Source organism: Kitasatospora sp. GP30 (assembly GCF_029892145.1).
GTDB classification, from domain to species: domain Bacteria; phylum Actinomycetota; class Actinomycetes; order Streptomycetales; family Streptomycetaceae; genus Kitasatospora; species Kitasatospora acidiphila.
Genome location: NZ_JARZAH010000009.1, coordinates 56542 through 69796, shown reverse-complemented (window position 1 = coordinate 69796; position 13255 = coordinate 56542). Strand labels below are relative to the sequence as shown.

Sequence of the window (13255 nt, the reverse complement as noted above, 5' to 3'; positions counted from 1 at the left end):
ACCCGAACCTACTGGGTGAGCGCGGTGAGGAACTCGCGCACGGCGGCCGCCAGGGCGTCCGGCGCGGTGGTGGGGACCATGTGGTCGGAGTCCAGCTGGACCGCCGTGGTGCCGGGGCGGCGTCCGACCATCTCGCCGACCAGCCCGGCCGGCAGCGCGCCGACGCCGTCGGTGGCGTGGACCAGCAGGGCCGGGCAGCTGCTCGCCGTCCAGTCCGCCCAGTGGTCGCCGTGCACCAGCTCCTCGGACTGGTACATGTCCTGCGGGTGGAAGGGCAGCCGCCAGCTGCCGTCGGCGTTCTGCCGCAGGCGGTCGGCGAAGTACGGCGCGGCCGGGCCGAGGCCGGCCACCAGTTCGTCGCGGGTCGGCGCGTCGTAGGGCAGGCCGAGCAGGAAGCCGAGCGGGTTCTTGCCGTCCAGTCCGAGCGCGGCCGGGCCCTCGACGTCGACGATCGCGGCGACCCGCTCGGGGTGGCGGGCGGCGAACTGGTAGGCGTTGATGCCCCCGAGGGAGTGGCCGAGCAGCACGACGCGGTCCAGGCCCAGGTGGTCGAGCAGGGCCAGCAGGTCGCCGAGGTAGCCGTCGCGGGAGTAGTCGTCGGCGCGCTCGGATGCGCCCTGGCCGCGCTGGTCTGGGGCGATCACCCGCCACTCGGAGCCGACGGCCTGGGCGAGGTGGGTGAAGACCGCGCCCTCCGAGAGGTGGCCGTGCAGGGCGACCAGCGGGCGGCCGGTGCCGCCGAAGTCGAGGTAGGACAGCCGGCGGCCGTCGATGGTCAGCTCGGCGCGGTCGGCGGTGTCGTTCATGGTGAGCTCCCCCTTGGTGCGGTTGGCGAGTTGAACACTAGCCAGCTCTTATCCGCTTGGTCAATCCATTTGGATAAGACCCACTCGATGTAGTCGCCGCAGCCATGTGACGACCCGTCGATCGCCCTGCGTGCGGCCGCCGCGCCGACCGGTCCGCCGGGGCAGCATCCAGGCATGGCTGCGACGAGTCCGTACCTCACCCTCCACAACGGCGTCCGGATGCCCGCTCTGGGCCTGGGCGTCTACCAGAGCTCGCCCGAGGAGACCGTGCGCGCGGTCTCCTCGGCGATCGCGGCCGGCTACCGCCTGGTCGACACCGCCGCCGCCTACGGCAACGAGCGCCAGGTCGGCGAGGGCATCCGCCGCTCCGGGATCGACCGCGACGAGGTGTTCGTGACCACCAAGCTGTGGATCGGCGACTACGGCCAGGACGCCGCGCTGCGCGCCTTCGACCTCAGCCTGCGCAAGCTCGGCCTGGACCACGTGGACCTCTACCTGCTGCACTGGCCGGTCCCCGGCGACTTCGACGCCACGGTCGCCGCCTGGCGCTCCGTCGGCAAACTGCTCGCCGAGGGCCGGGCCCGCGCGATCGGGGTGTGCAACCACAACCCGGCCCACCTGCGCGAACTCATCGACCGCACCGGGCTGGTGCCCGCCGTCAACCAGGTCGAGCTGCACCCGCACTTCAACCAGCGGGAGTTGCGCGCCGCCAACGCCGCCCACGGCATCATCACGCAGTCCTGGTCCCCGCTCGGCGGCGTCAAGGTCTACTGGCCGTCCGACCCCGACCACATCGACAGCCCGCTAGGCACCCCCGCCATCCTCGACCTGGCCGCCCGCCACTCCCGCACCCCCGCCCAGGTGATCCTGCGCTGGCACCTCCAGCACGGCCTCTCCCCGATCCCCAAGTCCGTGCGCGAGAGCCGGATCGCGGAGAACGCCGCCATCTTCGACTTCTCGCTCACGACCGACGAGATGGCCGCGATCGACGCCCTCGACACCGGATCCCGCGCCGGCCTGGACCCGGAGCTGGTCGACACGGCGATGTTTCCGCAGCAGGTGGGTGAGTAAAGCGTCACCCGGCAGTACGGTGGGGCCATGTCGCTGGTGCGGGTCCACAACTTCTCCGTCTCGCTCGACGGCTTCGCCACCGGCGAGGGCCAGAGCCTGGAGGCGCCGTTCGGTCATGCCGGGACGCGGCTCCACGAGTGGTTCTTCGGGACCAGGACGTTCCATGGGATGCAGGGCAAGTCCGGTGGCAGCACCGGGGTTGACGAGGCGATGGCCGCCGCCTGGGGGCCGGGCATCGGCGCGGAGATCATGGGGCGCAACAAGTTCGGCCCCCAGCGGGGGCCTTGGCAGGATCACGAATGGCGGGGCTGGTGGGGCGAGGAGCCGCCGTTCCACACCCCGGTGTTCGTCCTCACCCACCACCCGCGCCCGTCGGTCGAGATGGCCGGCGGCACCACCTTCCACTTCATCGACGCCACCCCGCCGGAGGCGCTGCGCCAGGCCCGCGAGGCCGCCGGTGACCTGGACGTGCGGATCGGCGGCGGGCCGAGCACGGTGCGCGACTTCCTGGCCGCCGACCTGGTCGACCACCTGCACGTGGTCGTCGTCCCGATCGTCCTGGGCCGCGGCGAACGCCTCTGGGACGGGCAGGAGGCGCTGGAGGAGCGGTTCACCAGCGAGTCCGTGACCACCCCGAGCGGCGTCACCCATCTGACGTTCACCCGCCGCTAGTTCACCGCTGCTCGGCGGCGGTGGTAGGCGAGGGTCGCCCGAACCGACGAGCAGTTCGACGTGATCCTCGACCCGGTCGGCGGCGCCGCCCGGCGGGACGGCCTGCGCCGGCTCGCCCCGCACGGGCGCCTGGTGGCCTACGGCGGGCTCGGCGGCGCCCCGGCCGTGCGGGTGGACGCACCGAGCTGCCGATGTCCGGCCGCTCCCTCCTCACCCACAACAGCAACCTGCGCAGCCGCACCCACCCGGCTCGCCTGGCCGACTCCGCCCGCCGGGCGCTGGCCCTGCTCGCGGACGGCCGGATCCGCGTGGACATCACCGCGGAGTACGGGCTCGCGGAGGTGGACACCGCCGTCGAGCGGTTGCGGACCGGCCGGGCGCACGGCAAGAGCGTGCTGCGGGTGCGGAGGTGAGCGCCTGAGCGCTGGCGGTTGCTAGCGGTTGGCGATCTTCACCGCGTGGATGTCGACCGGGAGGGCCGGGAAGCCGTCGCCGGGGCCGTTCTGGTCGTCCTCGCCGGCAGCCGCGATCTTCTGCAGCACGTCGAGGCCGGCGGTGACCTTGCCGAAGGGGGTGTAGGCCGGCGGGAGCTTGGTGTCCTGCCAGACGAAGAAGAACTGGCTGCCGTTGGTGTTGGGGCCGGCGTTGGCCATGGCGACGGTGCCGGCGGGGTAGGTGGCGCCGGCCAGGTTCTCGTCGTTGAAGGAGTAGCCGGGGCCGCCGGAGCCGGTGCCAGTGGGGTCGCCGCACTGCAGCACGTAGATGCCCTTGGTGGTGAGCCGGTGGCAGTGCGAGCCGTTGTAGTACTGGTGCTCGCTGAGGAACCGGAACGAGAAGGTGGTGCACGGCGCGGCGGCGGTCAGGGCCTGGAAGGTCACGTTGCCCTGACTGGTGTGCACCGTGGCGTGGTACGGCTTGGCGGCCTTGACCGGATCGAACACCGGGATGCCCTTGAAGTTGTCCGCCGGCACCGCCTTGGTGAACCCGCAGTCGGCAGCCGCGGCCATCGGCGCGGGGGCCGGCTTGGCGTCCGGGGTGACGGTCGCGGCGGAGGCGGCACTGGTCGCGGCGAGCACCAGGGTGGCGGCAGCCGCCGCGACGGTGAGGCGGGTCCGGGGCATCTGGCAGGCCTTTCGGTGGAGTCGGCTTGGCGGTGTCATGTGCACAACCTCCCTGCCCAGCAGTCGCATTGTTCATTCCTGCCGGTTTCGGCCGCGCCACTGATCATCGGGAGCGGTGGCGCGTCGCCATGCGAAGGGCTTCACAAGCCGCGGGCTGGGAGACCTGACGGACGCGCCCGCCGGGCCGCGTTCGCCGAGGCCGCCTCGTGCGCTTGTGAACCGACGGTCAAGCGGGCGCCCGTCGCCGCGCTCACTCGGGAGGGTGGGTCTCATTAGCATGCGAAGGTTAACCATTGAAATTTGCCATGATCGCCGCATAGTTGATATAGGAACACGGCTCTGACCAGCCAGTTGGCCAAGAAATGTGACCCTTTGCGATCATCTGCGCTCGTTGCGTTCATATCTCGCGACTTGTCGCCATGGCTACCGGTCTGCGAGGTGGTGCAGATCACAAAGATCGTCGCGAACCGCGTGTCGCAGATCACAAGCGAACGGGCATAGGATGCGCTCGATCCAGGGTTTGTGAACTGCCTCACATGGGGTGGATCACGGGAACTGGATCACCGGATCACCCAAGCGTGACCCGGCGGTTCCGATCTGCAGTCAAGGACGACTGGACGGAGGGAGCGACGGCAGATGAATGCCTACGCGCCGATCCTCGTACTCGGTGCCATCGCGGCGGCGTTCGCGGTCGGCTCCGTCGTGATGGCCTCGCTCACCGGCCCGAAGCGCTACAACCGGGCCAAGTTGGAGGCTTACGAATGCGGAATCGAGCCGACCCCGCAGCCCGCGGGCGGTGGCCGGTTCCCGATCAAGTACTACCTGACGGCGATGCTCTTCATCGTCTTCGACATCGAGATCGTCTTCCTCTACCCGTGGGCGGTCAGCTTCGACGCCCTGGGGATCTTCGGGTTGGTCGAGATGCTCCTCTTCATCGCCACCGTCTTCGTCGCCTACGCCTACGTCTGGCGGCGCGGCGGCCTGGAGTGGGACTGACGTCCCGCAGCGGGTCCGACCTGCCAAACCACTGAGAGGGATGGGTAGATGGGAATCGAGGAGAAGCTGCCGAGCGGCTTTCTGCTCACCACGGTGGAGAGTGCCGCGGGGTGGGTGAGGAAGGCCTCGCTCTTCCCGGCCACCTTCGGGCTGGCCTGCTGTGCCATCGAGATGATGACCACCGGCGCCGGCCGCTACGACCTGGCCCGGTTCGGCATGGAGGTCTTCCGCGGTTCGCCCCGGCAGGCCGATCTGATGATCGTCGCCGGGCGGGTGAGTCAGAAGATGGCGCCGGTGCTGCGCCAGGTCTACGACCAGATGGCCAATCCCAAGTGGGTCATCTCGATGGGCGTCTGCGCGTCTTCGGGTGGCATGTTCAACAACTACGCGATCGTCCAGGGCGTCGACCACATCGTCCCCGTGGACATCTACTTGCCGGGGTGCCCGCCGCGCCCGGAGATGCTGATGGACGCGATCATCAAGCTGCACGAGAAGATCCAGCACGAGCCGCTGGGCGTGAACAAGCGCAAGGCGCAGGAGCTCGCCGAGGAGCAGGCGCTGCACGCCGTCCCGACCAGCGAGATGCGGGGGCTGCTGCGATGAGCGACGAGAAGGTCCCCGAAGAGCGCGTCCCCGAAGAGCGGGTCCCCGAGACCCGCAAGGAGATCCCCGTCGAGGTGATCGGCCGGCGCAAGGGCATGTTCGGTGCCCAGGACTCCGGCGACACCTCCGGCTTCGGCGGTCTCAGCGCCGCCATCGTGCTGCCCGCGCCGGCCGAGCGGCCGTACGGCGGGTGGTTCGACGAGGTCGCCGACGAGCTCGAAGGCGCCCTGGAGGAACAGGGGCTGACGGTCGGTCGGGTGATCGAGAAGACCGTGGTGGACCGCGGCGAGCTCACCTTCCAGATCGCCCGCGAGTACCTGCCGCAGACCATGCGGACCCTGCGCGACGATCCGGCGCTGCGCTTCGAGCTCTGCCTCGGGGTGAGCGGGGTGCACTACCCGTCCGACGACGGCCGTGAGTTGCACGCCGTCTACCAGCTGCGCTCGATCACCCACACCCGCCTGATCCGGATCGAGGTCACCGCACCCGACGCCGACCCGCGGATCCCGTCCGTGGTGAGCGTCTACCCGACCAACGACTGGCACGAGCGCGAGGCCTACGACTTCTTCGGCATCGTCTTCGACGGCCACCCGGCGCTCACCCGGATCATGATGCCGGACGACTGGCTGGGCCACCCGCAGCGCAAGGACTACCCGCTCGGCGGCATCCCCGTCGAGTACAAGGGCGCCCAGATCCCGGCGCCCGACCAGCGGAGGTCGTACTCCTGATGCCCAATCAATCTGAAAACCTGGCTGGCTACGAAGCAGGATCGCGCGAGACCACCGAGGGGCGGGTCTTCACCGTCACCGGCGGCGACTGGGGCGAGGTGGTCGACGCCGTCGCCCGGGCGGACGACGAACGCATCATCGTCAACATGGGTCCGCAGCACCCGTCCACCCACGGGGTGCTTCGGCTGATCCTGGAGATTGACGGCGAGACGGTCAAGGAGGCCCGGTGCGGAATCGGCTACCTGCACACCGGGATCGAGAAGAACATGGAGTTCCGCTCCTGGGTGCAGGGCACCACCTTCGTCACCCGGATGGACTACCTGACCCCGATCTTCAACGAGGCCGCCTACTGCCTGGCGGTGGAGAAGCTGCTCGGCATCACCGATGACATCCCCGAACGGGCCACCGTCATCCGGGTGTTGATGATGGAGCTCAACCGGATCTCCTCGCACCTGGTCTGCCTGGCCACCGGCGGTATGGAGATCGGCTCCACCACGCTGATGATCTACGGCTTCCGGGACCGCGAACTCATCCTGGATGTCTTCGAGTTGGTCACCGGCCTGCGGATGAACCACGCCTACGTGCGCCCCGGCGGCCTGGCCCAGGACCTGCCGCCCGGCGCGGTCGACCAGATCCGCGAGGCGGTCAAGACGCTGCGCTCCCGGATGCACGAGTACGACAAACTCGCCACCAACAACCCGGTGTTCAAGGCCCGCCTGGTCGACGTCGGGTTCCTCGACCTGCCCGGCTGCCTGGCCCTCGGCGCCACCGGCCCGATCCTGCGGGCCACCGGCCTGCCGCACGACCTGCGCAAGTCGGATCCGTACTGCGGCTACCAGGACTACGAGTTCGACATCGCGGTGGCCGACACCGCCGACTCCTACGGGCGGTTCCTGATCCGCCTGGAGGAGATGCGGCAGTCGCTGCGGATCGTCGAGCAGTGCCTGGACCGGCTGGCGCCCGGCCCGGTGATGGTGGCCGACAAGAAGATCGCCTGGCCGGCCCAACTCGCGGTCGGGCCGGACGGCATGGGCAACTCGCTGGACCACATCCGGAAGATCATGGGCACCTCGATGGAGGCCCTGATCCACCACTTCAAGCTGGTCACCGAGGGGTTCCGGGTCCCGGTGGGCCAGGCCTACGCGGCCGTCGAGTCGCCCAAGGGCGAACTCGGCGTCCATGTGGTGAGCGACGGCGGCACCCGGCCCTACCGGGTGCACTTCCGCGACCCGTCGTTCACCAACCTGCAGTCGATGGCGGCGATGTGCGAGGGCGGCCAGGTCGCCGACGTGATCGTGGCGGTGGCCGGGATCGACCCGGTGATGGGAGGCGTGGACCGGTGAGCAATGTGGAACTCGGCCTGCCGGCGCTGCCGGCCAAGCCGTATCCGCCCGAGGTGCACCAGCGGCTGGCGGCCGACGCCCAGCAGCTGATCGCCCGCTATCCGCAGCCGCGGTCCGCACTGCTGCCGCTGCTGCACCTGGTCCAGGCCGAGGAGGGCTTCGTCAGCGCCACCGGAATCCGGTTCTGCGCCGAGCAGTTGGAGCTCACCACGGCCGAGGTCACCGCGGTCGCCACCTTCTACACCATGTACCGGCGCCGGCCCGCCGGCGAGTACCACGTGGGGGTGTGCACCAACACGCTGTGCGCGGTGCTCGGCGGCGACGAGATCTTCGCGGAGCTCAAGGAGCACCTGGGGATCGGCAACAACGAGACCACCGAGGACGGTGCGATCTCGCTGGAGCACATCGAGTGCAACGCGGCCTGCGACTACGCACCCGTGGTGATGGTCAACTGGGAGTTCTTCGACAACCAGACCCCGGACAGCGCCAAGCAGCTGGTCGACGACCTGCGGGCCGGCGAGGAGGTGCGGCCCACCCGCGGCGCCCGGCTCTGCGGCTTCAAGGAGACCGCCCGGATGCTGGCCGGCTTCCCCGACGAACGGTCCGGCGCCAACGACGAGTCCGGCGCCGGCGGCGCCCCCAGCCTGGCCGGCCTGCGCCTCGCCAAGGGCGAGCAACTGCCCGGCACTCCCGGCGCCCGAGTGGTCTCGCCGCGCAACGAAGGGACGGAAGCGTGATGACCGCCACCGAGCCGGCCGAGAAGCTGCTCACGCCCGTGCTCTCCGCCTCCTGGGACGACCGCCGGCCGTGGACCCTGGAGACCTACCGCCGCCACGAGGGCTACCAGGGGCTGCGCGCCGCCCTGGCGATGGCGCCCGACGCCGTGATCGCCCTGGTCAAGGAGGCCGGGCTGCGCGGCCGCGGCGGCGCCGGCTTCCCCACCGGGATGAAGTGGCAGTTCATCCCGCAGAACGACGGCAAGCCGCACTACCTGGTGGTCAACGCCGACGAGTCCGAGCCCGGGACCTGCAAGGACATCCCGCTGCTCTTCGCCAACCCGCACGCGCTGATCGAGGGCATGGTGATCGCCTCCTACGCGATCCGCTGCGACCACGCCTTCATCTACCTGCGCGGCGAGGTGGTCCCGGTGCTGCGCCGGCTGCACGCCGCCGTCGCCGAGGCCTACCAGGCCGGCTACCTCGGCAAGAACATCCTGGGCAGCGGCATCGACCTGGACATCACCGTGCACGCCGGGGCCGGCGCCTACATCTGCGGCGAGGAGACCGCGCTGCTCGACTCGCTGGAGGGCCGCCGCGGCCAGCCCCGGCTGCGCCCGCCGTTCCCGGCCATCGCGGGCCTCTACGCCTGCCCGACCGTGGTGAACAACGTCGAGTCGATCGCCTCGGTGCCGTCGATCCTGGCGCGCGGCAAGGAGTGGTTCACCTCGCTGGGCACCGAGAAGTCCCCGGGCTTCACGCTCTACTCGCTCTCCGGGCACGTCACCAACCCCGGCCAGTACGAGGCCCCGCTCGGCGTGACGCTGCGCCAGCTCCTCGACGTCAGCGGCGGGATCCGGGCCGGGCACCGGCTCAAGTTCTGGACCCCGGGCGGCAGTTCGACCCCGATGTTCACCGATCAGCACCTCGATGTGCCGCTCGACTACGAGGGCGTCGGCGCGGCCGGCTCGATGCTCGGCACCAAGGCGCTGCAGATCTTCGACGAGACCACCTGCGTGGTCCGCGCGGTCACCCGGTGGACCGAGTTCTACGCCCACGAGTCCTGCGGCAAGTGCACCCCGTGCCGCGAAGGCACCTACTGGCTGGTCCAGTTGCTGGACCGGATCGAGGCCGGCCAGGGCCAGGCCGGCGACCTGGAGAAGCTGCTGGACATCGCCGACAACATCAACGGCAAGTCCTTCTGCGCCCTCGGTGACGGTGCGGCCAGCCCGATCGTCTCCTCGCTGCAGCACTTCCGCGCCGAGTACGAGCAGCACCTCACCGAGCGCCGCTGCCCGTTCGACCCGGCCGCCGGCACCGTCTGGGCCGACAGCCCCCGCGCCACCGCCCCCAAGCCCGCCACCGAGAGGGAGGTGCACGCGTGACCGTCACGCCCGAGAAGACCGCCGTCGAGCTCGTCACGCTCACCATCGACGGCGTCCAGGTCCAGGTCCCCAAGGGCACCTTGGTGATCCGGGCCGCCGAGCAGATCGGCACCCAGGTGCCGCGGTTCTGCGACCACCCGCTGCTCGAACCGGCCGGCGCCTGCCGCCAGTGCATCGTGGAGATCGAGGGCCAGCGCAAGCCGGTCGCCTCCTGCACCATCCCGGTGGCCGAGGGCATGGTGGTGCACACCCAGGTCACCTCCCCGGTCGCCGAGAAGGCCCAACGCGGCGTCATGGAGCTGCTGCTGATCAACCACCCGCTGGACTGCCCGGTCTGCGACAAGGGCGGCGAATGCCCGCTGCAGAACCAGGCGATGTCCAACGGCCAGGCCGACTCCCGGTTCGACGGGATGAAGCGCACCTTTGAGAAGCCGGTCCCGATCAGCAGCCAGGTGCTGCTGGACCGGGAGCGCTGCGTGCTCTGCGCCCGCTGCACCCGGTTCTCCCAGCAGATCGCCGGCGACCCGTTCATCGAGCTGCTCGAGCGCGGCGCCCTGCAGCAGGTCGGCATCGGCGAGGGCGACGACTTCGAGTCGTACTTCTCCGGCAACACCATCCAGATCTGCCCGGTCGGCGCGCTCACCTCGGCCGCCTACCGGTTCCGCTCCCGCCCCTTCGACCTGGTCTCCTCGCCCAGCGTCTGCGAGCACTGCGCCTCCGGCTGCTCGATGCGCACCGACCACCGGCGCGGCAAGGTGCTGCGGCGGCTGGCCGGCGAGGAGCCCGAGGTCAACGAGGAGTGGAACTGCGACAAGGGCCGGTTCGCCTTCCGCTACGCCCAGCAGCGCGACCGGCTGGCCAGCCCGCTGGTCCGCGACGTGGCCACCGGCGAACTGGTGGCGACCTCCTGGCCGCAGGCGCTGGCCGCCGCCGCCGAGGGGCTGCGCGGCGCCCGGGCCGGTGTGCTCACCGGCGGCCGGGTCACCGTCGAGGACGCCTACGGCTACGCCAAGTTCGCCCGGGTGGTGCTCGGCACCAACGACGTGGACTTCCGGGCCCGCCCGCACAGCGCCGAGGAGGCCGACTTCCTGGCCGCCGCGGTCGCGGGGACCGGGGTGGACCTCGAAGCCGGCACCGGCGTCAGCTACCGGGCGCTGGAGCAGGCCCCGGCGGTGCTGCTGGCGGGCTTCGAGCCCGAGGAGGAGTCGCCGATCGTCTTCCTGCGGCTGCGCAAGGCGGCCCGCGCGGGCAGTCTCAAGGTCTTCGCGATCGCCGACCACCGCTCCCGCGGCCTGGCCAAGCTGGGCGGCGCGCTGCTTCCGGCGGCCCCCGGCACCGAGCCCGAGTGGCTGGGCGCGCTGGCCGAGCAGAGTGGCCTGGAGAACGAGGCCGGGCAGGCCGCCGAACTGCTGCGCCGGCCCGGCGCGGTCATCCTGGTCGGCGAGCGGCTGGCCCAGATCCCCGGCGCCTTCACCGCCGCCCTGCGCCTCGCCCACGCCAGCGGCGCCCAGCTCGCCTGGATCCCGCGCCGGGCCGGGGAGCGCGGTGCGCTGGAGGCCGGCGCACTGCCCGGCCTGCTGCCCGGCGGGCGCCCGGTCACCGTGCCGGCGGCCCGCGCCGAGGTCGCCGCCGTCTGGGGCGTGCCCGAGCTGCCGGCCCGCCTCGGCCGCGACACCGGGCAGATCCTGGCCGCCGCTGTGGCCGGCGACCTGGACGCCCTGGTGGTCGGCGGACTCGACCCCGACGACCTGGCGGACCCGCAGCTGGCCGACGAGGCGCTGGCCCAGGTCGGCTTCGTGGTCTCGCTGGAGTTGCGCCCGTCGGCCGTCACCGAACAGGCGGACGTGGTGCTGCCGGTGGCGGCCGTCGCCGAGAAGGCCGGCACCTTCCTGGACTGGGAGGGCCGGGTGCGGCTCTTCGAACCGGCGCTGAAGCCCGATCAGTTGATGGGCCGCCAACTCAACTCGGACGTCCGGGTGCTGAACATGCTGGCGGATGCCATCGGGCGGCGGCTCGGGCTCCCGGACATCCGGGCGGCCCGCCGCGAGCTGGACGAGCTCACCCCGTGGACCGGCGACCGTCCGGCGGCCCCGGCCGGCCACCCGATGCCGCTGCCCCACCCGGCCACCGGGCAGGCGGTGCTGGCGGGTTGGCGGCTGCTGCTGGACAACGGCAGCCTGCAGCAGGGCGATGAGCACCTGGCCGGCACCCGGCACCGCGCGGCCGCCCGGCTGTCGCCCACCACCGCCGCGGAAATCGGGGCGAGCGGCGGGCGACTGCGGATCACCGGACCGAGCGGCTCGCTGCTGCTGCCGCTGGACATCGATCCCGAGCAGCCGGACCGCACGGTGTGGCTGCCGCTGAACTCCACGGACCCCGGCGCCTACCGCGCGCTCGGCACCACCGTCGGCCACCTGGTGACCATCGCCCCGGCAGGGGAGGGGGAGTAATGCCCACCTGGACAATGACCGCCGCGGGCAACTACGAGACGCTGAGCTACTTCGGCCGCGACCCGTGGTGGCTGGTCCTGCTGAAGGCGGTGTTCTGCTTCGCCTTCCTGCTGGTCACGGTGCTGATCGCGATCGTCTGGGAGCGCAAGGTCGTCGCCTGGATGCAGCTGCGGATCGGCCCCAACCGGCACGGCCCCTGGGGGCTGCTGCAGTCGCTGGCCGACGGTGTGAAGCTGGCGCTCAAGGAAGACCTGGTGGTCTCCAAGGCCGACAAGGCGGTCTACATCCTGGCGCCGATCGTCTGCGCGATCCCGGCCTTCATGGCGTTCGCCGTGATCCCGTTCGGCCCGGCCGACAACGAGATCTCGATCTTCGGCCACCGGACCCCGATGCAGCTCACCGACCTGCCGGTGGCGCTGCTCTACATCCTGGCCACCGCCTCGATCGGGATCTACGGCATCGTGCTGGCCGGCTGGTCCTCCGGCTCGACCTACCCGCTGCTCGGCGGCCTGCGCTCGTCGGCGCAGATGATCTCCTACGAGATCGCCATGGGCCTCTCGTTCGCCGCGGTGTTCATCTACTCCGGCTCGATGTCCACCTCGCAGATCGTCAGTTCGCAGCAGCCGACCTGGTTCGCGGTGCTGCTCCCGGTCTCCTTCATCGTCTACATCATCTCGATGGTCGGGGAGACCAACCGGGCGCCGTTCGACCTGCCGGAGGCCGAGGGCGAGCTGGTCGGCGGCTTCAACACCGAGTACAGCTCACTGAAGTTCGCGATGTTCATGCTCGCCGAGTACGTCAACATGGTCACCGTCTCGGCGGTTGCCTCCACCCTCTTCCTGGGCGGCTGGCGGGCCCCCTGGCCGATCACCGCGTTCTGGACCGGCGCCAACCACGGCTGGTGGCCGATGCTCTGGATCGTGCTGAAGATCCAGCTGCTGCTGTTCTTCTTCATCTGGCTGCGCGGCACGCTGCCGCGGTTCCGCTACGACCAGTTCATGAAGCTCGGCTGGAAGGTGCTGATCCCGGTCTCGCTGGTCTGGCTGGTGATGGTGGCCGCCGTCCGGGCGCTGCGCAACCAGGGCGAGCAGTTCGGCTCGGTGGTGCTCTACGTGGGCGCGCCGGTCTGCGCGGTGCTGCTGCTCTCGCTGGTCTGGGACGTCCTGCGCCGCAAGGAGCAGGTCCAGAAGTTCGAGCCGCCCACCGAATTCGACCCGATGGCGGGCGGCTACCCGGTGCCGCCGCTGCCGGGCCAGCAGTTGCCGCCCGTGCCGCGCCGGCGCAGCCGGGTGCCGCAGGTGCAGCCGCCGGCCGAACCACTGCAGGACGCGCTCAACGGCGCCAACCAGTCCGAAGGGAGCTGA

General features: G+C 70.9%; 13 protein-coding genes. 11 read left to right on the top strand and 2 right to left on the bottom strand.

The window, feature by feature from the left end:
• Nucleotides 1–8 precede the first annotated feature (8 nt).
• Complete coding sequence (locus P3T35_RS16190; RefSeq protein ID WP_101381831.1) at nucleotides 9–806, bottom strand: alpha/beta hydrolase; 798 nt, start codon at nucleotides 804–806, stop codon at nucleotides 9–11.
• A gap of 174 nt (nucleotides 807–980) precedes the next feature.
• On the opposite strand from P3T35_RS16190, the gene P3T35_RS16185 reads away from it, so the two are divergent.
• From P3T35_RS16185 to P3T35_RS16175, 3 genes are all read left to right on the top strand, one after another.
• On the top strand, nucleotides 981–1877 hold the full coding sequence (locus P3T35_RS16185) for an aldo/keto reductase (protein WP_101381832.1): 897 nt from the start codon (nucleotides 981–983) through the stop codon (nucleotides 1875–1877).
• Nucleotides 1878–1904: 27 nt separating this feature from the next.
• Complete coding sequence (locus P3T35_RS16180) at nucleotides 1905–2549, top strand: dihydrofolate reductase family protein (RefSeq protein ID WP_101381833.1); 645 nt, start codon at nucleotides 1905–1907, stop codon at nucleotides 2547–2549.
• 191 nt (nucleotides 2550–2740) lie between these two features.
• Nucleotides 2741–2962 carry a zinc-binding dehydrogenase gene (locus P3T35_RS16175; RefSeq protein ID WP_280706421.1) on the top strand — a complete coding sequence of 74 codons (222 nt, stop codon included), beginning with the start codon at nucleotides 2741–2743 and terminating at the stop codon, nucleotides 2960–2962.
• 21 nt (nucleotides 2963–2983) lie between these two features.
• Here P3T35_RS16175 and P3T35_RS16170 read toward each other — a convergent pair whose 3' ends face one another.
• Nucleotides 2984–3670, bottom strand: coding sequence for a peptidylprolyl isomerase (locus P3T35_RS16170; RefSeq protein WP_101381834.1), 687 nt, complete (start codon nucleotides 3668–3670; stop codon nucleotides 2984–2986).
• A gap of 636 nt (nucleotides 3671–4306) precedes the next feature.
• On the opposite strand from P3T35_RS16170, the gene P3T35_RS16165 reads away from it, so the two are divergent.
• From P3T35_RS16165 to nuoH, 8 genes are read left to right on the top strand one after another with little or no spacing between them, the layout of a single operon-like run.
• Nucleotides 4307–4666, top strand: coding sequence for an NADH-quinone oxidoreductase subunit A (locus P3T35_RS16165; protein WP_101381835.1), 360 nt, complete (start codon nucleotides 4307–4309; stop codon nucleotides 4664–4666).
• Between the two features lie 48 nt (nucleotides 4667–4714).
• Complete coding sequence (locus P3T35_RS16160; RefSeq protein WP_101381836.1) at nucleotides 4715–5269, top strand: NADH-quinone oxidoreductase subunit B; 555 nt, start codon at nucleotides 4715–4717, stop codon at nucleotides 5267–5269.
• A complete protein-coding gene (locus P3T35_RS16155; protein WP_101381837.1) occupies nucleotides 5266–5997 on the top strand; it encodes an NADH-quinone oxidoreductase subunit C in 732 nt (243 codons plus the stop codon). Before P3T35_RS16160 ends, P3T35_RS16155 begins: the two co-directional genes overlap by 4 nt.
• On the top strand, nucleotides 5997–7340 hold the full coding sequence (locus tag P3T35_RS16150) for an NADH-quinone oxidoreductase subunit D (protein WP_101381838.1): 1344 nt from the start codon (nucleotides 5997–5999) through the stop codon (nucleotides 7338–7340). Before P3T35_RS16155 ends, P3T35_RS16150 begins: the two co-directional genes overlap by 1 nt.
• Nucleotides 7341–7357: 17 nt before the next feature.
• Complete coding sequence (nuoE, locus tag P3T35_RS16145) at nucleotides 7358–8077, top strand: NADH-quinone oxidoreductase subunit NuoE (protein ID WP_101385208.1); 720 nt, start codon at nucleotides 7358–7360, stop codon at nucleotides 8075–8077.
• On the top strand, nucleotides 8077–9441 hold the full coding sequence (gene nuoF, locus P3T35_RS16140) for an NADH-quinone oxidoreductase subunit NuoF (protein WP_101381839.1): 1365 nt from the start codon (nucleotides 8077–8079) through the stop codon (nucleotides 9439–9441). Before nuoE ends, nuoF begins: the two co-directional genes overlap by 1 nt.
• Complete coding sequence (locus tag P3T35_RS16135; protein ID WP_101381840.1) at nucleotides 9438–11891, top strand: NADH-quinone oxidoreductase subunit G; 2454 nt, start codon at nucleotides 9438–9440, stop codon at nucleotides 11889–11891. Before nuoF ends, P3T35_RS16135 begins: the two co-directional genes overlap by 4 nt.
• Nucleotides 11891–13255, top strand: coding sequence for an NADH-quinone oxidoreductase subunit NuoH (gene nuoH, locus P3T35_RS16130; protein WP_101381841.1), 1365 nt, complete (start codon nucleotides 11891–11893; stop codon nucleotides 13253–13255). The genes P3T35_RS16135 and nuoH overlap by 1 nt, the downstream gene beginning before the upstream one ends.